We start from the raw sequence: 22,390 nt of genomic DNA, 5'->3' as shown, positions 1-22,390 counted from the left end.
GGCCGCTGCACTCATACTGCAGCAGCGGACCGGGATGGGATCAAAATGCTCGGTGAAAATTCCGAACCTGGCGGTGTTATTGAGCAATCAGGTCTGCGCTCCGAGTCATAAACGGCCCGAACGCATGCAAGGTACGTCTCATCGCTTCGACGAACTCATCGACCGCGAATTACGTCAGTCATCCCAATCATCTGCCGGTTTCGGGCCCAGGCCCAGCTGCCGGTCGAGATCGAGGCTGTCGGCAGCCGTGAACTCGGCGGTGACCTCAACCGAGCCGTCTTCGTGATCGATCCGGTCCTTGACCCTGCCCCTATCATAAATCCAGGACATAACCTGCAATTGCTGGGTGCCGAGCCGCACCGTTCGGGTGACAAGTTCACCTGAAATGCGCGATTCGACCGCAGTCAGCAGCGTGTCGACGCCCTCGCCTTTCAAGGCCGAGACCACGATCGCCTCGCCGGAAGCCGCGCGGGTGCGGAGCGCGTCCGCGGCATCGTTGTCGAGCAGATCCACCTTGTTCCAGATTTCCAGCATCTGGCCGGGCTTTTCCTCGCCGACACCAAGACTTTTCAGGATCGCCTCGACATCCGTGGCCTGAGAATTGCGGTCGGGATCGGACATGTCGCGCACATGCAGGATCAGGTCAGCTTCCACCACCTCTTCGAGCGTGGCGCGGAAAGCTGCGACCAGATGCGTCGGAAGATTGGAAATGAAGCCCACCGTGTCCGACAGGATCACCGTGGCGCCATGCGGCAGCTTCATCCGGCGCAGTGTCGGATCGAGCGTGGCAAAAAGCATGTCTTCGGCCAGCACCTCGGCACCGGTCAGCCGGTTGAACAGGGTCGATTTGCCGGCATTGGTATAGCCGACAAGGGCCACGATCGGATGCGGCACCTTCTTGCGCTTGGCGCGGTGCAACTGCCGTGTGCGGCGCACCTGTTCGAGCTCGCGCTCAAGCTTGATGATGCGCTCCTGCAGCAGGCGCCTATCGGCCTCGATCTGGGTTTCGCCGGGGCCACCCATGAAGCCGCCGCCGCCACGCTGGCGTTCAAGGTGGGTCCAGCTGCGGACCAGTCGTCCTTTTTGGTAATTGAGATGGGCGAGTTCGACCTGCAACACACCTTCCTTGGTGGAGGCACGACGACCGAAGATTTCCAGGATCAGACCGGTGCGGTCGATCACCTTGACCGCCCATTCCTTCTCCAGATTGCGCTGCTGTACCGGCGTCAGCGGATGATCGACGATGACCAGTTGCGAATCGGTCGAATCGATCAGCGCCTTCATCTCGAGCATCTTGCCCTTGCCGAACAAGGTCGAAGGCCGCGGATCGGATATCGGCACGATCAGAGCTTCGGCAACCTCAAGCTCGATGGCGCCTGCCAGGCCGACCGCCTCGCCCAGGCGATGGCTGTCCGGTCGCTTGGCGACATTGCCGCCATCGGGACCGCTGCCAGGCGCAGCATTGCGCGTGCGCAAGGTCGGGATGAGCACGATCGCGCGGGTGACGATGGACTTGCTGTCCGCGTCGTGGAAATTTCCGGAGCTATCAACAGTTTCTATGTGCGTTTTCCCGTCAGGCGCCTTCAGCGGCGTCCTCGTTCTCGAACATCTGCACAGGCTGGCTGGGCATGATGGTGGAGATTGCATGTTTATAGACAAGCTGCGAGTGACCATCGCGGCGCAACAGCACGCAGAAATTGTCAAATGACGTCACCACGCCGGTCAGCTTTACCCCGTTGATCAAAAAGATCGTCAGGGAAATCTTCTGCTTCCGAACCGTGTTGAGAAATAGATCCTGCAGGTTTTGTGAACGCTCCGCCATTGCGCCTTATATCCGTCTTTTTATTGCCCGCGATATGCAGGTCATTACCGCACCCGTTCAGATCCCGTTCGTAACGCTCTCATTTCAACTGAAAACGGAGCCAGCTGTAAAGCCTGGAGTTACGTCAAGCTCCGAACAATTTTACTCCCTGAGACATACAAATTATATTGTTTGCCGCTGACAGAAATCCGCTCGTCCGAATGTATCGCACAAGATCATTGTTGCGCCGTTTTGTAAACACTTGTTTTGCCGCGCATCAGCGGCGCGAACCCGGCAATGAGCCCTCAAACGCTGTGCATCCAACCGGGCGCACGTCGCCTCATGCCTCTGATTTAATTGTTGTATTCTAGCATAAAACGATTCCGTTCAAGCACAATACGACCTAACGGGTCATCCAGTAACGCAAGTTCAACACCGCAAATACGACCATCACTTCCAGTCGCCCCATGGTCATGACGACAATCCCGACAATCTTGGCCGAGGCCGGCATTGCGATGAGCTGCGGCCAGGCCGGATTGGCCGGATCGGTGGTAAAGACCGGGGGAATCAGGGCTTCATAGACCGGCGCTGCGTTGGCGAAGAAGGCAATCGCCATGGCAATACCGGCCTCGAAATCCGTCGCAGCAAGCGTCAACGCCATCGCGGCGGCGGCAATGACCAGCAATGACAGGACAAAGTAAGTCCAGATCGCCCGCATGCTCGGCTCATCGATACGATGGGTGCCAAAGCGCAGGCTGGAGACACTGTTGGGGTAGATCAGCCGGTTGAGTTCGCGGGCAGAATGGATCGCCATTGCCGAGATCCGGTAGACCTTGAACCCGCCTGTTGTCGAATAGATGCCACCGCCAACAAGCACGATCAGAAGCACGATGATTTCAGGCCAGAGCGCAAGCACACCGGGCCTGCTTTCAATGCCGCTGGTGGCGATCAGCGAGGCAGCAGCAAGCAGGCTTTCGGCAAACACCGGCCCCAATTCCGCACCTCCAGAGACTGCGGACAGACGCGCGGCAAACAGCACCGCGAGCACCAGAATACCGGTGCCGATGATGACCGCTTCCGGGTTGGCAGCAATGAAGTGCCTGGGCGTGCGTAGCAGACGCCGCCGCCAGAACACACTTACAGTGCCCACGGCCAGCCCGACCGCAAGCACGATTTGCGCCATCGGTCCGGCATGTTGCTCAAGCGCACCGTCAAACGGCAGAAACCCGCCGGTGGCAATCGCGATCATCGACATCATTGCCGCAAACGGGCCTTCCACGCCGGTCAACATCAGCGCAATGAAGACAATCAGCGTCATCAACAGATATTGCCAAAATACATCGCGAAACCCTGCGAGATCGATGGTCATGTCGCTGGAATGTCCGGTGACCATCCGTCGGTCCCCCGCAGGCAACCCGCCAAACCCGCCCGGCGCCAGAACGTGGATGATCGACACCAGCGTCAGAAAGCCGCCATACCACTCCACCGAGGCGCGCCAGAAGAGGATTGCGCGCGGCGCGGTCTCACGTGTCAGCAGCGTCGCCCCCGACGTGGTCAACGCCGAAACCGCCTCAAACCAACCGTCGATCCAGGACAGACCGGCCAGGGTCTTGAACGAAATCGCCGCCACAATCGGCAGCAGAAACCAGATCGCGACCAGGGCCAGATAGCCCTCTGAACGCCCCAGACGCCGGGGAAAACCGGCAATCGAGCCGAGCACCATAAGCGCCGCGAACACGCCCAGCGAACTGACCAGCAGCATTGAAAACGCGAGATCGCGCATGCCATCGGCGATGGCAAACAGTACCGCCGGCACCATCATTGCAAACAGACCGCCGACAGAGACTGCCAGCACATGGAGGATGCCGAGCATCTGGCTAGAAGAATTCGAGGCTGACGCGGAACATCTGTTCCACATGACGTACCGAATCCAGCGCTGCGAACATCACCACCCGATCCTTGGCCTTGATCTTCTGGGATCCGTCGGGCCGGATCACCTGCTTGTCGCGATAGATTGCGCCGATACGCACGCCATCGGGCAAATCCAGGTTGCGCAGCGGCTTGCCGACCAGCGGCGATGTATCCAGCGCTTCGGCCTCGATCACTTCGGCCGAGCCCTTTTGCACCGAGTAGACTGCCCGAATGCGGCCACGGCGAACATGTTGCAGGATCTTCGAAATCGTGACTGCGCGCGGATTGATATGGGCATCGATGCCAAGGGTCTTGGTAAATTCCTGAAACGAGGGATTGTTTATCAAGGCCAGATTGGCCTTGCAGCCCAAACGCTTGGCCATCACAGAGGACAGGATGTTGACCTGGTCGTCATTGGTCAGCGCCACCATCAGATCGGCGTTCTGGATGTCGGCCTCGACAAGAATGTTCTGATCAAGCGAAGAACCGTTAAGCACCACCGTGCGCGAAAGGGAATCGGCAATCGAGACGGCGCGGTTGCGGTCTGCCTCGATGATCTTGACCTTGGTCTTGGGCTGCCGCTCTTCAATCGCGGCGGCGACGTAATAACCGATATTGCCACCACCGGAGATGACGATACGGCCAGCCTCCTGCTCCTCGTGACCGAACAGGCCGAGCGTGCGGCGAACGTGGTCCCGGTCACAGACCACATAGGCCAGATCGCCGGTCTCCAACTGGTCGGTGGAGTGCGGCACGAACAGCTTGTCATGACGCCAGACGCCCACCACGGTGGCAATCAGATCGGGGAACAATTCGCTCAGTTGCACCAGCGGCGTGTTGACCACCGGGCAGTCTTCGAGGCACTCGATCGCCACCATCGCCACCTTGTCGTCGGCAAAGCGCACGGCGTCAGTGGCGCCGGGAAGCGCAATCCGGCGCAACACCATCTGGCCGACTTCGACTTCGGGCGAAATGATCACGTCAATCGGCATGTGATCGCGGGAAAACAGATCCGACCAGTGCGACTTGAGATAGGACTGGGCGCGAATGCGGGCGATCTTGGTCGGCACGTTAAACAGCGAATGCGCAACCTGGCACGCCACCATGTTGATTTCGTCATAGAGTGTGACGGCGATGATCATGTCGGCTTGATCGGCGCCGGCCTGGGCCAGCACGTCGGGATGGGCGCCGTGGCCGACATAGCTGCGCACATCCAGCGTATCGCGGATCGCCTGAACCAGCGTCGCCGACGTATCAATGACGGATACGTCGTTGTCCTCGGCGGCCAGACGTTCGGCAATGCCGTACCCCACCCGCCCTGCGCCGCAAATGATGACCTTCATTGCCGTCTCCCTGCACGCTCTCTCATGCGCTTGTCACACACGCCGGCAGCAGCCAGCAAGCGCCGCTTATACGCCAAGCGATTTCAATTTGCGATGCAGCGCGGAGCGTTCCATCCCGACAAATTCAGCGGTGCGCGAGATGTTGCCACCAAACCGGTTGATCTGGGCAATCAGATAGTCGCGTTCGAACAATTCCCGGGCCTCGCGCAGCGGCAGCGTCATGATGTGATTTGACCCCGAGGCAGAAGTCTTGGGCAGCATATCGGAGACGTCGTCGGGCAACATGTCGGCGGTGATGACCGTGTCCGGACCGCCGGAGCGGGCCAAAATCATCAGCCGCTCCATATAGTTGCGCAATTGCCGAATATTTCCGGGCCAGGTGTGGGCCTGGATCACCGCCAGTGCGTCTTCACCGATACGACGGTTCCTGATACCGGCCTGTTCGGATACCTGGCGCATGAAGATATCGACCAGGAATGGAATGTCCTCACGCCGTTCGCTGAGCGAGGGTACCCGCAACGGCACCACCGCAAGCCGGTGATAGAGATCTTCCCGGAATTCGCCGTCGGCAATCAGTTGTTCGAGATTGCGCGCCGTCGACGAAATGATCCTCACATCGACCTTGACCCGCTTGGTACCGCCAACCCGCTCGAATTGCTGGTCGACAAGCACCCGCAAAATCTTGTTCTGGGTGCCGCGCGGCATATCGGCAACCTCATCGAGATAGAGAATGCCGCCATGGGCCTCTTCAAGGGCGCCAACCTTGCGTTCGTGGCTGGCCGCACTTTCGGTGCCAAACAGCGCCACTTCCATCCGCTCAGGCGTGATTGCCGCGGCGTTGAGAACCACAAAAGGCCCGCCGGCACGGCTCGATTTCTTGTGCAGAAGCCGCGCCACCAGTTCCTTACCGGAGCCGGAAGGGCCGAGAATCATCACCCGGCTGTTGGTCGGCGCGACCTTGTCGATGGTCTGCTTGAGCTGGGAGACCGAGACCGACGTGCCGATCAGTTCCAACTGGTCGCCGGAGCGGCGCTTGAGCTCGGTGACTTCGCGTTTAAGCTTCGAGGTCTCCAATGCCCGCTCGGCAACAAGTAACAGCCGATCCGCCTTGAAAGGTTTTTCGATGAAGTCATAGGCGCCGCGCTGGATCGCCGACACCGCGGTTTCAATGTTGCCGTGCCCGGAAATCATCACCACCGGCAGATCGGGATAGCGTGCCTTGATCTCGTCGAGCAGCGCCAGCCCGTCAAGCCGGCTGCCCTGCAGCCAGATATCGAGAAAGATCAACCGTGGCACCCGGTCCGAGATTGCCGCTAGCGCAGAATCGCTATCGCCGGCGGTGCGGGTTTCATGGCCCTCGTCGTCGAGGATGCCCGAAACGATGTCACGAATGTCGGCTTCGTCATCAACGACGAGAATGTCAGACGCCATCTGCCGGTTCCTTTGTTTGTTCTTGTTGTTGACTATCGGATTTGGTCGATCCCTCGTCGTGCGGAATCGGTTCGACCGGAAGTCGAACAGTAATCATCGCGCCCCTGCCCTCATCAACCTCAGCTGGCGCGTCGCCCAATTGGATCGTGCCGCCGTGATCCTCGATGATCTTTTTGACGATAGCGAGGCCCAGGCCGGTGCCTTTTTCGCGCATCGTCATGTAGGGCTCGAGCAAGCGGTGGCGGTTGTCGCCGGGCAAACCCCGGCCGTTGTCAATGATATCAACAGCATAATCCTGGCCGTCAGGTGAAATTCCGGCCCGAACTATGATGGTCTTTCCATTGCGCTCGGCGTCGGACGGCACGGCGTCGATCGCCTCTGTGGCGTTCTTGATCAAATTGCCGAATGCTTGGCCCAACATACGCGCGTCGAACTCTCCTTCCAATGGGGCTTCGGGGAATTCACGAATAAATTCAATATCATTGCGGCTGACTTCGCGCAGGAATGTAGCATCCTTGAGGATGTCGCGCAGATCAGTGCGCGCTTTCGATGGCTTGGGCATCCGCGCAAACGAGGAAAATTCGTCGACCATCCGGCCGATATCCTCGACCTGACGGACAATGGTGTCGGTACACTGGTCGAACACCGCGCGGTCGTCATCGGGGATCTGCTTGCCATAGCGGCGGCGAATCCGTTCGGCCGACAACTGGATCGGCGTCAGCGGGTTCTTGATTTCGTGGGCGATGCGGCGGGCGACATCGGCCCAGGCGGTCGAGCGCTGGGCAATCAGGAGATCGGTGATGTCATCGAGTGTGACGACGAATGATTCAAGCCGATCATGGGATTCTTCCCGCGTCACCTTGACGTTGAGGGTCCTTTCCATCCCCCCACGGTTGAGCGTGACCTGGGCGCGAGCGTCGGTCCTCGGCCGCATCGCCGCTTCCGCCAACACGGTTTCAAATTCCGGGGCCAGTTCGAAAAACGACTGACCAATGATCTCGGCATCGCCATCACCAAGGATTTGCCGGGCAGACCGGTTGGCGATGGTCACGGCACCCCGGTGATCAACACCGACCACGCCGGCTGAAACCCCCGACAGCACGGCTTCGGTGAAGCGCCGACGGTTGTCGATCTGGTCCTTGGCCGAGAGGATTTCATCGCGCTGGGTTCTGATCTGGACGATCATGTTGTTGAAGGTCTGCGCCAGGGACCCGACATCGCCGTCGGAAGCATGCACAGGCACGGACACATCGAGATTGCCGCTGGCGACATCATCCGACGCACCGATCAGAATTCGAATCGGTCGCACCAGCCGGTCGGCCACGGCAATCGCGGTCCAGATCGCTGCCAGTAGCACGATCAACGCAAAACCGAGATAGAGAATCCCGAAGGCAAGCTGCAGCGATGTGCGCCCCTGCTCCAGCGTCCGGTATTCCTGGGTGGCCTCTTCCATCAGCCGGGTCGAGCGCATGACTTCCGGGTCGACTGCCCGCACGGTGTAAAGCAGCGCGTCGTTGATCTGCTGCAGCGGCATCAGCGCGCCGACCAGATTGGTGACGCCGGGCGGAATTAGCGTCGGCTTTCCCGCGACCGCATCCTTGAGCGCCTGTTCGGGAATCGCTGGCAACGGCCGGTCGGTGTGGATGTCAGCCTGGAGAATGACGCTGCCGTCGGGGCGCACCAGAAACGCACCGAGCAATCCCCTGCCGATCGCCTGGCGGGTGACAAACTGGGTGAAACCGATCCGGTCCAGCGTGTAGAGTGACCGCGCATTGTCCAGATCATTGGCCATCGAGACCGTTTGACCCTGCAAAAAGCGCGCATTTTCAAGAACATAGGCTTCAGCCACCGACAACGAGGAATTGACGATGGACTTGGTCCGCATTGAAAACCAGCGGTCCAGGCCGACGTCGAGCGTGATCGAGGCGACGACAGCGACCAGGATTGCCGGCAAGATGGCAACAATCGAGAATAGCGCGACAATTCTGATGTGCAGTTTGGCTGCCGCCTTGCCGCGCCGCCGCGCCTTGAGCAGCATTCGGATTTCCAAAAACACCAGCGTGATCAGACCGATGACGAAAACCAGATTGATCACCACTGCGCCCAGCACAACCTGGTCAACCGGCTCAATCGGCGTCAGTCCCAACAGGATGGCGAAGGTAATCAGCGCGCTCAGAAAAGCCGAGGCGACAAGCACTACGCCCGGCGCGGTAAACAGGTTGCGGCGGGAAAGCCCCTGGTCACTTGCGCCAGGGCTACCGGCATTGGCGCCGTGCGAATCGGCGAGAGCGGAACCCGTATCGATTGCCATCTGTCGCCTGCCGCTCCATTTTCTGGCTGCCATCGTTGCGAACAAGCAACAGAATGTGGCGAAAATGCAACTTTGCCCGGCGGTCTGTCAAGCCAGCGCAGCGTCAGGCGCGGCGCTCAGGCCGGACGCGGCAACCGGTAGACAGTGACGCCGAGCTCGCGGATTTTCTTGCGCAGCGTATTGCGGTTGAGGCCGAGCAGGTCGGCCGCCTTGATCTGATTGCCGCGGGTTGCCGTCAGTGCCGCCAGTATCAGCGGATATTCGACCTCCTCGAGCACCCGGTGATAAAGCCCCGATGGCGGCAAGTCTTCCCCGAACCCAGCGAAATAACGGCGCATGTTTTCTTCCACAGCCTGGGCAATGCTGGCCTGGCCGGTGGAGACCGTTCCCTGCGGCGAAGCTGCTTCGGGCGATTCGATGCGCAACTCGTTATCGATGATCTCGCTGGTGATGACGTCCTGGGGATAGAGTGCCATGACCCGGCGCACCACGTTTTCAAGTTCGCGCACGTTGCCGGGCCAGGGATAGGCCTTGAGCAGATCAAGCGCCTCGCCATCGAAACGCTTGGCGTCCAGACCCTCCTGCTCGGCATGACGCACAAAATGGCGGACAAGATCAGGCACGTCCTCGGCTCGGTCGCGCAACGCTGGCAGTCGCAACGGAACCACGTTGAGCCGATAAAACAAGTCCTCGCGAAACAGGCCCTGGTTGATCAGGATCTTGAGATCCTTGTTGGTCGCAGCGACGATACGCACATCAGTCTTGATCGGCATGCGGCCACCGACCGTGGTGTACTCGCCCTGTTGGAGCACCCTGAGCAAGCGGGTCTGGGCGTCCATCGGCATGTCGCCGATCTCGTCGAGAAACAGGGTACCGCCTTCGGCCTGCTCAAACCGTCCGGTCGAGCGGCTCTGGGCGCCGGTAAACGCGCCCTTTTCGTGGCCAAACAATTCCGATTCAATCAGATCTCGCGGGATCGCCGCCATGTTGATGGCGACGAACGGGCCGTTGCGGCGCTTGCCGTAGTCATGCAGCGCGCGGGCGACCAGTTCCTTGCCGGTTCCGGATTCACCGGTGATCATCAGCGTCAGATCGGTTTGCATCAGCCGGGCCAGCACCCGGTAGATATCCTGCATCGCGGTTGACCGCCCCACCAGCGGCATGCCTTCGGTACTTTCCTCAGGCTGGATTGTCAGCTTGCGTGGCTCTGAGAGGGCGCGACCGATGGTGCCGATCATCTCAGTGAGATCGAACGGCTTGGGCAGGTAATCATAGGCGCCGCATTCAGATGCCTTGATGGCCGTCATGAAGGTGTTCTGGGCGCTCATCACCAGCACCGGGAGATCGGGCCGGGCGCGGCGGATCCGGGGCAGCAGATCAAAGGCATTTTCATCGGGCATTACCACATCGGTGATGACCAGATCGCCCTCGCCTGCGGAAATCCAGCGCCAGAGAGTTGCCGCGTTGGAAGTAATGCGAACTTCGTAACCCGCCCTGCTCAGCGCCTGGTTCAGCACTGTGCGGATGGCAGCGTCGTCATCGGCGACGAGTATGGTGGCCTTGCTCATGAGCTTAGTCCTTCTCGCCAAGCGGCGCACTGTTCTTGTCTGTCGCCGGTTCAATCGGTCCACCATTGGGCGACGCGGGCATCAGAATCCGGAATGTGGTCTTTCGGGCCTGGCTGTCGCATTCGACAATGCCGCCATGTCCGCCGACAATCTTGGCAACCAGCGCCAGGCCGAGCCCGGAACCGTTGGTTTTGGTGGTGACAAAAGGGTCGAACAGATGCGGCAGCAGATCGGCTGGCACGCCGGGCCCGTTATCCTGCACGCAGAATTCCAATGGCAGCGAAACCTTGTCGCGGCTGCCGGCGACGGAGAGCTTGATGCCGGGACGGTAAGCAGTGGTCAGCACGATTTCGCCGTCGGGGTTGTCTCCGACAGCCTCAGCGGCATTCTTGACCAGATTCAGGAACACCTGCACCAGTTGATCGCGGTTGGCGTAGACTGCCGGCAACGAGGGGTCATAGAGCTCGACAAAGCGAATATTGCGACCGAATCCGGCCTTGGCCAGCGCCTTGACGCGATCAAGCACCGAATGGATGTTGACCGGCGTGCGGTCGACCGGACGCTCGTCGGAAAAGATCTCCATCCGGTCAACCAACGAGACAATGCGGTCGGTTTCATCGCGGATCAGCCGCGCCAGCGAGCGGTCTTCCTCACCAACGGTCATTTCCAGCAGTTGCGCGGCACCGCGAATGCCTGACAGCGGGTTCTTGATTTCATGGGCCAGCATCGAGGCCAGTCCGGTCACCGAGCGAGCGGCGGCGCGGTGGGTCAACTGCCGGTCGATCTTGTCGGCCATCGATCTTTCTTGAAAGAAAACAACGACATTGTCGGGCACACCGGCAACCGGGGCGACATAGAGATCGACCAGCTTGTCGTTGCCAAGCCGCGGCGAACTCAAATCAACCCGGTATTCGTTGACCGCGGCGCGGCGTGTGCGCACCTGCTCGATCAGCTCAAGCAGCGGGCTGCCAAACGGAATGAAGGTGTCGAGCGTGTGGCGGGCGAGATGCGTGGCGCTTGCCGCGAAGAAGGCTTCGGCCTCCCAGTTGGCAAAACACACCAGCCCCGCCGCATCGACCATGATCACGGGGTGCTGGATCGTGTTGAGCACCATGCTGGCGATGTCGCCGGCACTGGCGGGTATAGCCTCATCCACAGGGGTGTCGCTCATGCCGCCGACTCCAGGTTTGCAGCGGTGTCAGCGCCCGTCTCCAGCGCTTCGGAAAACAAAGGCAACGCCTCGGCAGCCGTTCGCGCCGTCATCAGTGCGCCTTTGAGCCGCTTCGGCGCCGAAGGCGCGAGGGTGTCGAGATACCAGCCAATATGCTTGCGGGCATGACGGACACCGACGTCTTCGCCGTAATGGTCGATCATCATCGTGTAATGCTCCAGGGCGATGGCGTTGCGTTGCGGGCCCGGTTTCGGTGCGTCGGTCGATCCGGCAAGAATGCCGCAAATCCAGGGCTGGCCGCGCGAGGCGCGCCCGATCATCACCGCATCGGCACCCGAGCGACGCAGGCATTCGTCGATATCAGCCCGCGAATTGACATCGCCATTGGCGACCAGCGGCACCCTGACCGCATCGCGGATGCTGGCGATCGCGTCCCAGTCGGCCACGCCCTCGTAAAATTGCATGCGGGTGCGCCCGTGAATGGTGATCATCTGAATGCCGGCGGCTTCGGCACGTGCAGCGATGGCCGGCGCATTGAGATTTTCATGGTCCCAGCCGAGCCGCATTTTCAGTGTCACCGGCACCGAGACGGCATTGACGGTGGCTTCGATCAGGCTGAGCGCGTGATCGGGATCGCGCATCAGCGCCGATCCGGAATAGCCACCTGTGACCTTCTTGGCCGGACAGCCCATGTTGATGTCGATCATCGCCGCGCCTTCGGCCTCGGCAATGCGCGCAGCTTCCGCCATCCAGTCGGCTTCGCGCCCGGCAAGTTGGACCACGTGTGGATCAATTCCGTCACCGCGCAGGCGAACCCGTGATTCGCGCCGTTCGGTGACCAGTTCACGGCTTGCCACCATTTCGGTAATGACCAGGCCTGCGCCATAGCGCCATGCCAGTTGCCGGAACGGCAAATCGGAAATACCCGATAGCGGCGCCAGGAAAACCCGGTTCCGTGCGGTCACCGGTCCGATTGCCAAGGGCCGGTCAATTTCTTTGGTACTATTTTGCATGCGTTTCGAGCAGCTCTCTTTGTTGCCTCTTTTTTAGACACCTCAGATGGAATTGCCAAGGCGAAATCGCCGCATTTCCAAGAAAAATTCAAAAGAGCTTTTTTCTCCATGAGACACCCCCTAAACACACAGCAATGATGCCGGATGGGAATTCGCACCGTGAATGACAGCAAGAACTTTGCGCTGGTGGTTGTCGCAGCCGGCCGTGGCGAGCGCGCCGGTTCGCCCGCGGACGGTCCCAAACAATATCGACGGATTGGCGGCAAACCGGTCATCGCCTGGACGCTGTCGCGTTTTCTGGAACATCCGGGTTGCAGCGACATAGTCGTGGTCATTCATCCAGACGATGAAGTGCTGTATGCCGACGCTACCGCCGGCCTGTGTCCAGACAACTCGATCAGAACCGTATTCGGCGGCGCCAACCGCCAGGCTTCGGTCCGCGCCGGTCTTGATGCCCTCCGTGAAACCCGGCCAGCGTACGTCCTGATCCATGACGCGGTTCGTCCGTTTGTCACACGGGAGGTCATTGACGGCGTGCTTACAGCCCTTGATGCAGGACATCAGGCAGCCCTGCCCGCTTTGGCGGTCGCCGACACGCTCAAGCGCGGCGACGCCGAGGGCAATGTCACCGAGACCATCGCCCGGGCCGGATTGTTCGGGGCGCAGACACCACAAGGGTTTGACTTCCCATCGATCAGCGCCGCCCATGCGCGCGCCGTCACCCAAACAGGGATGGAATTCACCGATGATTGCGCCATTGCCGAATGGGCCGGGTTGACCGTGCGGCTCGCACCGGGCAGTCCGGTCAATGTCAAACTCACTACTGCGGAGGATCTCGCCATGGCCGACGAACGGCTCTCTTCTTCGACCCCGCCGACCGCGGCCCTGCCGGATGTGCGCACGGGCAATGGCTACGATGTGCACCGGCTGGTGGCCGGCACCCATGTCACGCTCTGCGGCATCGACATTGCCCATGACCAGCGGCTTGACGGCCATTCCGACGCTGACGTGGCGCTGCACGCGCTGACCGACGCGCTGTTGGCTACCTGCGGCGCCGGCGACATCGGCGATCACTTCCCGCCATCCGAGCCCGAGTGGCGAGGCGTTGCCTCCGAGGTCTTTCTCACTCACGCGGTCGAGATCGTCCGCAGCGCCGGCGGTACCATCATGAACGCCGATGTGTCGCTGATTGCCGAAGCGCCGAAGATCGGACCGCACCGGCAGGTGATGCGCGCCAACCTCGCCCGCATCCTCGGCATTTCGCTCGAGCGCTGTTCGGTCAAGGCCACCACCAACGAGACCATCGGCTGCATCGGTCGCCGCGAAGGGATCGCCGCGATCGCCACGGCAACCGTGGTGTTTGGAGAGCCATCATGAGCGAAGCCGAAACCCTTTCGGGCCTGCGGGCTGACAGCCGCGCTCTGGCTGATGAACTGCTTCATGTAATGTCCGGTGCCGGCGCCATGGTCGCCACTGCGGAGTCCTGCACCGGTGGACTTATTGCCGGCGCGATCACCGATGTTGCCGGATCCTCAGCCGTGTTCGATCGCGGTTTCGTCACCTATTCGAACGAAGCCAAGCAGGACATGCTCGGCGTCAAGGAAGCCACGGTGGAAGCCTTCGGCGCTGTCTCGGCGCAGACGGCCACCGAGATGGTGCTGGGCGCGCGGCGGCGCTCGCGGGCCGGCTATGCGGTGTCGGTCACGGGCGTGGCAGGACCGGGCGGCGGCACGCCGATGAAGCCGGTCGGGCTGGTGTGGATGGGGCTATCGGGGCCCGGGGACCTGACCAGCGTGGTGGAATTGCGTTGGGACCCAGACTGGAGCCGCGACATGATCCGCGCCGCAACCGTTCGAGCGGCGTTGGAAGCACTGATCGGCCGCGTCATGCTGGCCAGTGAAAATCAGACGTCGCCGGCCGCGCCGTAAATCTCGACAGCGCGTTTTTCGAACGCTTCGGCGAACATGCGGAAGGCACGGTCGAACATCGCCCCCATCAGTGCGCCAAGCATCCGGCTCTTGAACTCGTACTCGATATAGAAGCACACCTCGCAACCGCCACCCTCGTGCGGTTCGAAACGCCAGCGGTTGTCGAGATACTTGAACGGGCCATCGAGGTATTTGACATCGATGGCAAGTTCGTCAGGCTTGAGCAGCACCTGGCTGGTGAAGGTTTCGCGGATCGCCTTGTAGCCCACCGTCATGTCGGCAATCAGCAAGGTCTTGCCGTCGCGTTCCTTGCGCGAGCGCACAGTGAGCGCTTCGCACAGCGGCAGGAACTGCGGATAGCGCTCGACATCCGCGACCAGATCAAACATCTGGCGTGGCGAATGCGGAACCTGGCGTGTGGTTTTATAGGATGGCATGACCGTTAAAGAACAGCGGCCGTGGCACCTGCAAATTTTTTCGCGCGGTTTTCCCTGAGCCGGGCAAAATCATCGCCGGCATGGTGTGATGAGCGGGTCAGCGGGCTGGCCGACACCATCAGGAAGCCTTTGGTGTAGGCGATGGTCTCGTAGCTCTTGAATTCGTCTGGTGTGACGAAGCTCATGACTTCGTGGTGCTTGCGGGTCGGCTGCAGGTACTGGCCGATGGTGATGAAATCAACGTCAGCAACCCGCAGGTCGTCCATCAGTTGCAGCACTTCGTTGCGAGTCTCGCCGAGCCCCACCATGATGCCCGACTTGGTAAACATCGTCGGATCGAGTTCCTTGACCTTCTGCAGCAGGCGGATCGAATGGAAATAGCGCGCGCCCGGCCGCACTGTAAGGTAGTTGGATGGCACGGTTTCGAGATTGTGGTTGAAGACGTCAGGCTTGGCGGCGACAACGCGCTCCAGCGCGCCGGGCTTGCGCAGGAAGTCAGGTGTCAGGATCTCGATGGTGGTCGATGGTGATGCCTTGCGGATCGCCCAGATCACCTTTTCGAAATGTTCAGCGCCGCCATCATCGAGATCATCGCGGTCGACCGAGGTGATGACCACATGGGTGAGCCCCATCTGCTTGACGGCGTTGGCGACATTTTCCGGCTCGTTCATGTCGAGCGCATTGGGCTTGCCGGTCGAGACGTTGCAGAAGGCGCAGGCGCGGGTGCAGATCTCGCCCATGATCATGAACGAGGCGTGCTTCTTCTCCCAGCATTCGCCGATATTGGGGCAGCCGGCTTCCTCGCACACGGTCACCAGCTTGTTCTCTTTGACGATGCTGCGGGTCTCCTGGTAGCCCTTCGACGTCGGTGCCTTCACGCGAATCCAGTCCGGCTTGCGCTTGACCTCGGTATCCGGGCGGTTCTGTTTTTCCGGATGCCGAATGCGCTTGGCTTCGGGCTTGAAATCAGCGGTAGTGACGTCGAGAATTGTGACCATCGGGAGGGTCCTTTTTGTTCGCGGGTTTCAGGTGCGCTTGGCGCGACCGAAGACCCAGAGAATCAGGAGGGCGCCAACAATGGCGACCAACAGATTTCCGGCAAATCCGTAATAGTTGATGTTGAGTACGCCCGCCAGAGCGCCGCCGACAAATGAACCGGCGATTCCGACCAGCATGTTGGTCAGCAGGCCGTGATCACGGTTCATGGCGCGCTCGGCGACATAGCCGGCAATCAGACCGATCAGCAACAGGCCGAGAAAGCCGACGCCGGGCATCGTCATGAATTCCATTTGCTGATCCATCATTTTCTACGGTCCTGGCTGGCTGCGGCGCGCAAGCTGCGCATGATCAACATCAAGATAAGGCCGAGCATCAGCCCCATCAATGCCAGCAGCGCCGCAACAGCGACAATTCCGACAAGCCCTTCGAGCCGGGTCGCGCCGAGTTCGACCGCACCGCGACCGATAATCGCAGCCCAGCCGCCAAGGGCGCCAAGCACGGCGCCTCCCAGTGTGGACAGGACCACGGGACGCGGCACCAGAGCGGCCATCAGGCGTTCAGTGCACGGTCATAGGCATCGAGCACGCTTTCCTTGAGCGTCTCGGAAATCGTCGGATGCGGGAAGATGGTGTGCATCAGGTCTTCCTCGGTGGTCTCCAGATTCATCGCCACGACGAAGCCCTGTACCAGTTCGGTGACTTCTGCGCCGACCAGATGCGCACCCAAAAGTTCGCCGGTCTTCTTGTCGAAGATGGTCTTGACCATGCCCTGGTCTTCCCCCAGCGCAATCGCCTTGCCGTTGGCAACGAACGGGAAGCGGCCGACGCGGATTTCGCGGCCCAGTTCCTTGGCTTTGGCTTCGGTCAGGCCGACGGAAGCGACCTGCGGATTGCAATAGGTGCAGCCGGGGATCTTGAGTTTGTCCATCGGGTGAACATTGGGCAGGCCGGCGATTTTCTCGACGCAGATGACAGCCTCGTGCTCGGCCTTGTGGGCCAGCATCGGCGGACCGGCGACATCGCCGATGGCGTAAATGCCGGGCACGTTGGTCTTGCCGTAGCCGTCAATAACAATGCAGCCGCGATCGGTTTTGACGCCAAGCGCTTCAAGGCCGATATTCTCGATGTTGCCCTGTACGCCGACAGCCGAGATCATCCGGTCGGCGGTGATCTTCTCGACTTTGCCGTCTTTCAGTTCAACATGGGCGGTGATCGAATCGGCAGCCTTGTCGACCTTGGTGACCTTTGCTTCGAGCAGGATCTTCATGCCCTGCTTGTCGAACTGCTTCTTGGCGAAGGCCGAAATTTCGGCATCCTCGACCGGCATGACGGTTTTCATGACTTCGACCACGGTCACGTCCACACCCATGGTGCGGTAGAACGAGGCGAACTCGATGCCGATCGCGCCTGAGCCCATCACCAGCAGCGATTTCGGCATTTTCTCGGGCTTCATCGCATCGAAATAGGTCCAGATCAGCTTGCCGTCGGGCTCGATGCCCGGCAAGGCGCGGGGCCGCGCACCGGTAGCAACGATGATGTGCTTGGCGGTGTAAGTGCCCTCACCCAAGGTATTCTTGGGAATAGGGCCCTGCGGCTCGACGATCTTCTTGGTGGTTTTGGACACCACGATCTCCCCGGGCTTGGTGAGCTTTGCCTCGCCCCAGATGATGTCGACCTTGTTCTTCTTCATCAAGAAGCCGACCCCGCCATTCATCCGCTCGGCAATGCCGCGCGAGCGCTTGACGATGGCTTCGATATCGGGCGTCACGGTGCCTTCAAGCTTGAGGCCGTAATTCTTGGCGTGTTCGGAGAGATGCAGCACTTCGGCCGAGCGCAGCAGCGCCTTGGTCGGGATGCAGCCCCAGTTGGAGCAAATGCCAGCCAGATGCTCGCGCTCAACCACGGCAGTCTTCAGGCCCAACTGGGCGGCACGGATGGCCGCAATGTAGCCGCCGGGACCGGAACCAATGATGATCACGTCGTAAGTGTTTGACACGCCTCGTCTCCTCTAAAGTCAGGGCGGACGGTTCAGCATCCGCCCTGCCATCGGTACGGGCGTATCCGGACTGTTCTAGGCCGTCAGCATCCCGTAGATTTCATCCTTGAGCTTCATCCGTTCCTTGCGCATTTCTTCCATGTGCGCATCGCTGGTTGGCTCAATATCCGTTTCTGCCCGGTGAATTGCCCGGTTGACCTCGTGATAGGCGTCGGAAAGCTTGGCAAAATGGGCATCGCCGAGCTTCAATTCCTGCAGCTTCGCGAGGTGTTCGGGAAACTCCTCCGTCAATTCGTGGGGCGTGTTCGACATCCATCATCTCCTGTATGGGTGTAAGATGAATTCAGTCTAACCGCCCGCGCTCTGTCTTCTCCTTGACCCTTGTCAATTCGATTGCCGTCTCAACGATTAAATCGCTGTTAGTGTGGCGACATCCTTGTTTTTATTGCCCCAGCAACAGCCGAACCACCGGCGCCAGGCCGCGGCCAACGGCGCGACTGTTGGCAGCATCGAGATGGACGCCGTCAATCGTCGAACATTCTGCCACAGAACCGGCATCGAAAAACCCGGCGCCTGCCTCATCGGCGAGATCGGCGTAAAACGAAGCCAGCATCGCCGACTGCGTGATCCCACCCTCAAACATCGCCGCGAAATCCGGATCGGCAGCCTCAACCAGCGCTGGTGGCGAGACCACGAGGATCTGCGGCGGCTCCTGCTCGACCGGCCAACCGTGCAGTCGGACGATCTCGAGCAGGCGGCGCACACCTTTTGATGCGGCATGGGCGGTGGCGGCCAGATGCGGTTTCATGTCGTTGGCGCCCAACATGATGATCACCAGATCGAGCGGAGCGTGAGCATGCAATGCGGTGGGCAGCGTGCGCGCACCGTTGCGGTCGCAGTCACCGGTATAATCGTCAAATGCGGTGGTGCGGCCATTGAGCCCGTCGGCCACCACATGAACGCCCTCGCCCAAGGCGTTCGCCAATACCGTCGGCCAGCGATCCTCAAGCGGGTGACGCGTCCGGGTCGCCGGATCGTACCCCCAGGTCAGGCTGTCGCCATAACAAAGCACGGTCTTCATGGTGCCCTCATTTCAGCAGACCGGACCACCGTGTGTGTGAGGCCCTTGCTCAAATTCCACCGCTCAGCTTGCGAAGCCCCAGCGCCACGAACAGGAACAGGACCCCGTTGGAAACCAATTCGATGCCGAGCAGCAGGCCGAGAATGGCAGCGGCGGACTCGGGAAAATCGGAGAGGATCAAGACGCCGAGCACTAGCGATATGAGGCCGGAGAGAACGCCCCAGCCCCAACCACCGAACGGCCGCAGCGATAGCGCGAACATCAGCTTGGCAACCCCGGTCACTAGGAACAGGATTGCCACCAGCAGCGTCAGCGAGATGCTGCCTGCCAGCGGATTGACCACCAGCACCACGCCGACGATGAGCGAAAGCACACCCAGGCCGAGCGACCAGATGAAGCCAGGCCAGTCACGGGTGCGGAATGCAGATACGACCTGCAAGGCGCCCTGAAGCAGAAAGACCCAACCGGCAAGCGTGACCGCGAAGATGGTTGCCCCAAACGGATTGAGCAGTGCCATGAAGCCACCGACAATGCAGATGACGGCCAGAAGCGCCATCCAGATCCAGGCCTTGCCAAAACCCGCGTTTAAACCATTGTCAGCCATTGTCGCGCTCTCCAGCGTTGATCGTCACGTCTCTCAGACCAGCATCCCCATCGGGCTTTCAATATAGCCCTTGAAGGCTGCCAGCAGTTCAGCGCCGAGCGCACCATCAACAGCACGGTGGTCGGTCGACAGCGTCACGCTCATCACCGTGGCGATTGCCAAAGTGTCATCCTTGACCACAGGGCGCTTTTCGCCAGCGCCGACGGCCAGAATGGTGGCATGCGGCGGGTTGATGACGGCGGAGAAACTCTTCACCCCCATCATGCCCATATTCGATACCGCTGTGGTGCCGCCCTGATATTCCTCGGGCTTGAGCTTCTTTTCCTTGGCGCGCTTGCCCATGTCTTTCATCTCGTTGGAGATGGCCGACAGGGTCTTGGTCTCGGCCGAGCGGATGATCGGGGTGATCAGCCCGCCGGGGATCGAGACAGCGACCCCGACATCGGAGTGCTTGTGCATCACCATGTTTTCCTCGGTCCAGGAGACATTGGCATCGGGCACGTCGCGCAGAGCCAGCGCCAAGGCCTTGATCACCATGTCGTTGACCGAGAGCTTGTAGGCGGGCTTGTCGTCCTTGACCGGGGCTGCCTTGTTGAGCTGCGAACGCAGGGCCAGCAGCGCATCAAGTTCGCAATCGACGGTGGCGTAGAAATGCGGGATCGTCTGCTTGGATTCCTGCAGCCGGCGGGCAATGACCTTGCGCATGCCGTCGTGCTTGACCAGTTCGTAGGAGCCTTCGGCGAAGTTCTTGAGCACGGCGTCGCCGGACATGCCCTTGGGCGCGGCAGCAGGGGCTGCGGCAGTTGCCTGCGGCGCTGCTGCGGCCTTTCCGGTGCCCGAAGCAATCGCCGCCTCGACGTCACGCTTGACCACACGTCCGTGCGGGCCGGAGCCCGAAACCTGGGCAACATCGACGCCGGCATCCTTGGCGATGCGGCGTGCCAGCGGCGAGGAGAACGTCCGCTCGCCAGATGCTGCCACCGGCGCCGGCGGGGCTGCGGGTGCTGCGGGATTGGCGTCGCGGATCGGCTTGTTGTCTGCTGTCGGCGCGGCTGCAGCCTTGGGTGCCTCCGCGGGCGCTTCGGCTGGCTTTGCCGCAGGCGCGTCGCCACCAGCCTTGGCAGCGTCCTCGACGCTTTCGCCTTCAGCGGCGAGTATGGCGATCACGGCGTTGACCTTGACGCCTTCGGTCCCGGCCGGAACCACCAGCTTGGCAACCGTGCCTTCATCGATGGCTTCGACTTCCATCGTTGCCTTGTCGGTCTCGATTTCGCAGAGAACGTCACCGGAGGAGACCTTGTCGCCCTCCTTGACCAGCCATTTGGCGAGGTTGCCCTCCTCCATGGTCGGCGACAGGGCAGGCATTGTGATGTTGATGGGCATCTTTCAGTCCTCCCTTACGCCGTGTAGGTGACGGCTTTGACCGCCTCGACAATCTCGCCCACATTTGGAAGGGCCAGTTTCTCGAGGTTTGCGGCGTAGGGCATCGGAACATCCTTGCCCGCGATGGTGATGATCGGCGCGTCGAGATAATCAAACGCCTGCTGCTGCACGCGCGTGGCGATCTCGGTTCCGACGGAGGACTGCGGATAGCCTTCCTCGACGGTGACCAGACGGCCGGTTTTCTTGACGCTCTCGATCACGGTCGGAAGATCCATCGGACGGATGGTGCGCAGATCGATCAGCTCGACATCGATGCCGAGACCGGAGAGTTCTTCGACTGCCTTGACCGCATAGTTCATGCCGATACCGAAGGAGACGATGGTGACATCCTTGCCCTGCTTGTGGATGCGGGCCTTGCCGATCGGCAGCACGAAATCATCCATCTTCGGCACATCGAAGGTATGACCGTACATGATCTCGTTTTCGAGGAAGATCACCGGGTTGGGATCGCGGATCGCGGCCTTGAGCAGGCCCTTGGCGTCTGCCGCGGTATAGGGCATGACCACCTTGAGGCCCGGAATATGGCTGTACCAGGCGGCATAGCACTGGGAGTGCTGGGCGCCAACGCGGGCTGCCGCGCCATTGGCGCCGCGGAACACGATCGGCGCGCCCATCTGGCCACCAGACATGTACAGCGTCTTGGCGGCGGAGTTGATGATCTGGTCGATCGCCTGCATGGCGAAATTGAAGGTCATGAACTCGACGATGGGCCGGAGACCGGCCATGGCCGCACCAACACCGATACCCGTGAAACCGTGCTCGGTAATCGGGGTGTCGACAACGCGGCGCGCGCCGAATTCGGCCAACAATCCCTGGGAGATCTTGTAGGCGCCCTGGTACTCGGCCACTTCCTCACCCATGAGGAAGACATCCTCATTGGCGCGCATTTCCTCGGCCATGGCATCACGCAGCGCTTCGCGCACGGTGGTCGGCACCATTTCCGTGCCTTCCGGAGTATCCGGATCGGAAGCAGTGGCATTTGCAACCGGTGCCTTCGGGGCGGCAGGCACAGGAGCCGCAGCATCGGTTTTGGGCTCTTCCGCAGCAGGCGCAGGATCCGCTTGCGCAGGCTTTGCGGAACCAATGTCGGAGGCGCTCTCGCCTTCTTCCAGGATCACCGCGATGACGGCGTTGACCTTTACATTTTCGGTGCCGGCGGGAACGACGATCTTGCCGAGCACGCCCTCATCAATGGCTTCCACTTCCATGGTCGCCTTGTCGGTTTCAATTTCGGCCAGCACATCGCCCGAGGCGACCTTGTCGCCCTCGTTCTTGAGCCATTTCGACAGCGTGCCTTCTTCCATCGTCGGGGAAAGCGCGGGCATCAGGATATCAATCGGCATGGTGTTCCCTC

The 22,390-nt window shown here is 60.7% G+C and carries 22 protein-coding genes; 2 read left to right on the top strand and 20 right to left on the bottom strand.

What is annotated here, in order from left to right; translation table 11 throughout:
- Positions 1-174 precede the first annotated feature (174 nt).
- From hflX to ACK6D9_RS13175, 10 genes are all read right to left on the bottom strand, one after another.
- Complete coding sequence (hflX, locus tag ACK6D9_RS13220; protein ID WP_412048859.1) at positions 175-1,647, bottom strand: GTPase HflX; 1,473 nt, start codon at positions 1,645-1,647, stop codon at positions 175-177.
- Positions 1,574-1,822, bottom strand: a complete 249-nt coding sequence (gene hfq, locus ACK6D9_RS13215; RefSeq protein ID WP_267652421.1) for an RNA chaperone Hfq — start codon at positions 1,820-1,822, stop codon at positions 1,574-1,576. The genes hflX and hfq overlap by 74 nt, the downstream gene beginning before the upstream one ends.
- A 382-nt stretch (positions 1,823-2,204) precedes the next feature.
- A complete protein-coding gene (locus tag ACK6D9_RS13210) occupies positions 2,205-3,674 on the bottom strand; it encodes a potassium transporter TrkG (RefSeq protein WP_412048858.1) in 1,470 nt (489 codons plus the stop codon).
- A 4-nt stretch (positions 3,675-3,678) separates the two neighbouring features.
- Positions 3,679-5,055, bottom strand: a complete 1,377-nt coding sequence (trkA, locus tag ACK6D9_RS13205) for a Trk system potassium transporter TrkA (RefSeq protein ID WP_412048857.1) — start codon at positions 5,053-5,055, stop codon at positions 3,679-3,681.
- 66 nt (positions 5,056-5,121) lie between these two features.
- A complete protein-coding gene (locus tag ACK6D9_RS13200; RefSeq protein ID WP_412048856.1) occupies positions 5,122-6,486 on the bottom strand; it encodes a sigma-54-dependent transcriptional regulator in 1,365 nt (454 codons plus the stop codon).
- The gene (locus ACK6D9_RS13195; RefSeq protein ID WP_412048855.1) at positions 6,476-8,797 is read right to left on the bottom strand and encodes an ATP-binding protein; all 2,322 of its coding nucleotides are present in this window, start codon (positions 8,795-8,797) and stop codon (positions 6,476-6,478) included. Before ACK6D9_RS13195 ends, ACK6D9_RS13200 begins: the two co-directional genes overlap by 11 nt.
- 116 nt (positions 8,798-8,913) lie before the next feature.
- Complete coding sequence (gene ntrC, locus ACK6D9_RS13190; protein ID WP_412048854.1) at positions 8,914-10,365, bottom strand: nitrogen regulation protein NR(I); 1,452 nt, start codon at positions 10,363-10,365, stop codon at positions 8,914-8,916.
- A gap of 4 nt (positions 10,366-10,369) precedes the next feature.
- The gene (locus ACK6D9_RS13185) at positions 10,370-11,536 is read right to left on the bottom strand and encodes a two-component system sensor histidine kinase NtrB (RefSeq protein WP_412048853.1); all 1,167 of its coding nucleotides are present in this window, start codon (positions 11,534-11,536) and stop codon (positions 10,370-10,372) included.
- Positions 11,533-12,549 (bottom strand): tRNA dihydrouridine synthase DusB, encoded by a 1,017-nt coding sequence (gene dusB, locus ACK6D9_RS13180; protein WP_412048852.1) that lies wholly within the window; start codon positions 12,547-12,549, stop codon positions 11,533-11,535. The genes ACK6D9_RS13185 and dusB overlap by 4 nt, the downstream gene beginning before the upstream one ends.
- Positions 12,498-12,659, bottom strand: coding sequence for a hypothetical protein (locus ACK6D9_RS13175; protein ID WP_412051884.1), 162 nt, complete (start codon positions 12,657-12,659; stop codon positions 12,498-12,500). Before ACK6D9_RS13175 ends, dusB begins: the two co-directional genes overlap by 52 nt.
- A gap of 49 nt (positions 12,660-12,708) precedes the next feature.
- On the opposite strand from ACK6D9_RS13175, the gene ACK6D9_RS13170 reads away from it, so the two are divergent.
- On the top strand, positions 12,709-13,926 hold the full coding sequence (locus tag ACK6D9_RS13170; RefSeq protein ID WP_412048851.1) for a bifunctional 2-C-methyl-D-erythritol 4-phosphate cytidylyltransferase/2-C-methyl-D-erythritol 2,4-cyclodiphosphate synthase: 1,218 nt from the start codon (positions 12,709-12,711) through the stop codon (positions 13,924-13,926).
- Complete coding sequence (locus ACK6D9_RS13165) at positions 13,923-14,477, top strand: CinA family protein (RefSeq protein WP_412048850.1); 555 nt, start codon at positions 13,923-13,925, stop codon at positions 14,475-14,477. Before ACK6D9_RS13170 ends, ACK6D9_RS13165 begins: the two co-directional genes overlap by 4 nt.
- Here the strand turns inward: ACK6D9_RS13165 and ACK6D9_RS13160 are convergent.
- The 10 genes from ACK6D9_RS13160 to ACK6D9_RS13115 form a co-directional block, all read right to left on the bottom strand.
- The gene (locus tag ACK6D9_RS13160) at positions 14,453-14,914 is read right to left on the bottom strand and encodes a type II toxin-antitoxin system RatA family toxin (RefSeq protein WP_412048849.1); all 462 of its coding nucleotides are present in this window, start codon (positions 14,912-14,914) and stop codon (positions 14,453-14,455) included. The two genes, ACK6D9_RS13165 and ACK6D9_RS13160, sit on opposite strands and share 25 nt — an antisense overlap.
- A 5-nt stretch (positions 14,915-14,919) precedes the next feature.
- On the bottom strand, positions 14,920-15,912 hold the full coding sequence (gene lipA / locus ACK6D9_RS13155) for a lipoyl synthase (RefSeq protein WP_322991002.1): 993 nt from the start codon (positions 15,910-15,912) through the stop codon (positions 14,920-14,922).
- Between the two features lie 27 nt (positions 15,913-15,939).
- Complete coding sequence (locus ACK6D9_RS13150) at positions 15,940-16,218, bottom strand: GlsB/YeaQ/YmgE family stress response membrane protein (RefSeq protein ID WP_412048848.1); 279 nt, start codon at positions 16,216-16,218, stop codon at positions 15,940-15,942.
- Positions 16,215-16,463 carry a hypothetical protein gene (locus ACK6D9_RS13145; protein ID WP_412048847.1) on the bottom strand — a complete coding sequence of 83 codons (249 nt, stop codon included), beginning with the start codon at positions 16,461-16,463 and terminating at the stop codon, positions 16,215-16,217. The genes ACK6D9_RS13150 and ACK6D9_RS13145 overlap by 4 nt, the downstream gene beginning before the upstream one ends.
- Entirely contained in the window at positions 16,463-17,908 is a 1,446-nt protein-coding gene (lpdA, locus tag ACK6D9_RS13140) for a dihydrolipoyl dehydrogenase (RefSeq protein ID WP_412048846.1), read from the bottom strand. Before lpdA ends, ACK6D9_RS13145 begins: the two co-directional genes overlap by 1 nt.
- Positions 17,909-17,983: 75 nt before the next feature.
- Positions 17,984-18,220, bottom strand: a complete 237-nt coding sequence (locus tag ACK6D9_RS13135) for a YdcH family protein (RefSeq protein WP_322990280.1) — start codon at positions 18,218-18,220, stop codon at positions 17,984-17,986.
- Between the two features lie 130 nt (positions 18,221-18,350).
- A complete protein-coding gene (locus ACK6D9_RS13130; protein WP_412048845.1) occupies positions 18,351-18,989 on the bottom strand; it encodes an SGNH/GDSL hydrolase family protein in 639 nt (212 codons plus the stop codon).
- Between the two features lie 49 nt (positions 18,990-19,038).
- A complete protein-coding gene (locus tag ACK6D9_RS13125) occupies positions 19,039-19,593 on the bottom strand; it encodes an HdeD family acid-resistance protein (protein WP_412048844.1) in 555 nt (184 codons plus the stop codon).
- A gap of 33 nt (positions 19,594-19,626) precedes the next feature.
- Positions 19,627-20,976: a pyruvate dehydrogenase complex dihydrolipoamide acetyltransferase gene (locus ACK6D9_RS13120; RefSeq protein WP_412048843.1), complete on the bottom strand. Its 1,350-nt coding sequence runs from the start codon at positions 20,974-20,976 to the stop codon at positions 19,627-19,629.
- Between the two features lie 14 nt (positions 20,977-20,990).
- The gene (locus ACK6D9_RS13115; RefSeq protein WP_412048842.1) at positions 20,991-22,379 is read right to left on the bottom strand and encodes a pyruvate dehydrogenase complex E1 component subunit beta; all 1,389 of its coding nucleotides are present in this window, start codon (positions 22,377-22,379) and stop codon (positions 20,991-20,993) included.
- Positions 22,380-22,390: the final 11 nt, after the last annotated feature.

This window comes from Hoeflea sp. Naph1 (assembly GCF_046837775.1).
GTDB lineage: Bacteria > Pseudomonadota > Alphaproteobacteria > Rhizobiales > Rhizobiaceae > Hoeflea.
This window is presented reverse-complemented; position numbering and strand designations above follow the sequence as displayed.

What these genes read in the sequence shown, in the direction of transcription:
- ACK6D9_RS13195 (WP_412048855.1), bottom strand. Translation starts at nt 8,797, where the DNA reads ATGGCAATCGATACGGGTTCCGCTCTCGCCGATTCGCACGGCGCCAAT.
- ACK6D9_RS13135 (WP_322990280.1), bottom strand. Translation starts at nt 18,220, where the DNA reads ATGTCGAACACGCCCCACGAATTGACGGAGGAGTTTCCCGAACACCTC.
- dusB (WP_412048852.1), bottom strand. Translation starts at nt 12,549, where the DNA reads ATGCAAAATAGTACCAAAGAAATTGACCGGCCCTTGGCAATCGGACCG.
- ACK6D9_RS13145 (WP_412048847.1), bottom strand. Translation starts at nt 16,463, where the DNA reads ATGGCCGCTCTGGTGCCGCGTCCCGTGGTCCTGTCCACACTGGGAGGC.
- ACK6D9_RS13115 (WP_412048842.1), bottom strand. Translation starts at nt 22,379, where the DNA reads ATGCCGATTGATATCCTGATGCCCGCGCTTTCCCCGACGATGGAAGAA.
- ACK6D9_RS13160 (WP_412048849.1), bottom strand. Translation starts at nt 14,914, where the DNA reads ATGCCATCCTATAAAACCACACGCCAGGTTCCGCATTCGCCACGCCAG.
- ACK6D9_RS13200 (WP_412048856.1), bottom strand. Translation starts at nt 6,486, where the DNA reads ATGGCGTCTGACATTCTCGTCGTTGATGACGAAGCCGACATTCGTGAC.
- ACK6D9_RS13150 (WP_412048848.1), bottom strand. Translation starts at nt 16,218, where the DNA reads ATGATGGATCAGCAAATGGAATTCATGACGATGCCCGGCGTCGGCTTT.
- ACK6D9_RS13165 (WP_412048850.1), top strand. Translation starts at nt 13,923, where the DNA reads ATGAGCGAAGCCGAAACCCTTTCGGGCCTGCGGGCTGACAGCCGCGCT.
- hfq (WP_267652421.1), bottom strand. Translation starts at nt 1,822, where the DNA reads ATGGCGGAGCGTTCACAAAACCTGCAGGATCTATTTCTCAACACGGTT.
- lipA (WP_322991002.1), bottom strand. Translation starts at nt 15,912, where the DNA reads ATGGTCACAATTCTCGACGTCACTACCGCTGATTTCAAGCCCGAAGCC.
- ACK6D9_RS13210 (WP_412048858.1), bottom strand. Translation starts at nt 3,674, where the DNA reads ATGCTCGGCATCCTCCATGTGCTGGCAGTCTCTGTCGGCGGTCTGTTT.
- ntrC (WP_412048854.1), bottom strand. Translation starts at nt 10,365, where the DNA reads ATGAGCAAGGCCACCATACTCGTCGCCGATGACGACGCTGCCATCCGC.
- ACK6D9_RS13185 (WP_412048853.1), bottom strand. Translation starts at nt 11,536, where the DNA reads ATGAGCGACACCCCTGTGGATGAGGCTATACCCGCCAGTGCCGGCGAC.
- hflX (WP_412048859.1), bottom strand. Translation starts at nt 1,647, where the DNA reads ATGCAATCTCCACCATCATGCCCAGCCAGCCTGTGCAGATGTTCGAGA.
- ACK6D9_RS13125 (WP_412048844.1), bottom strand. Translation starts at nt 19,593, where the DNA reads ATGGCTGACAATGGTTTAAACGCGGGTTTTGGCAAGGCCTGGATCTGG.
- ACK6D9_RS13120 (WP_412048843.1), bottom strand. Translation starts at nt 20,976, where the DNA reads ATGCCCATCAACATCACAATGCCTGCCCTGTCGCCGACCATGGAGGAG.
- trkA (WP_412048857.1), bottom strand. Translation starts at nt 5,055, where the DNA reads ATGAAGGTCATCATTTGCGGCGCAGGGCGGGTGGGGTACGGCATTGCC.
- ACK6D9_RS13130 (WP_412048845.1), bottom strand. Translation starts at nt 18,989, where the DNA reads ATGAAGACCGTGCTTTGTTATGGCGACAGCCTGACCTGGGGGTACGAT.
- ACK6D9_RS13175 (WP_412051884.1), bottom strand. Translation starts at nt 12,659, where the DNA reads ATGGAGAAAAAAGCTCTTTTGAATTTTTCTTGGAAATGCGGCGATTTC.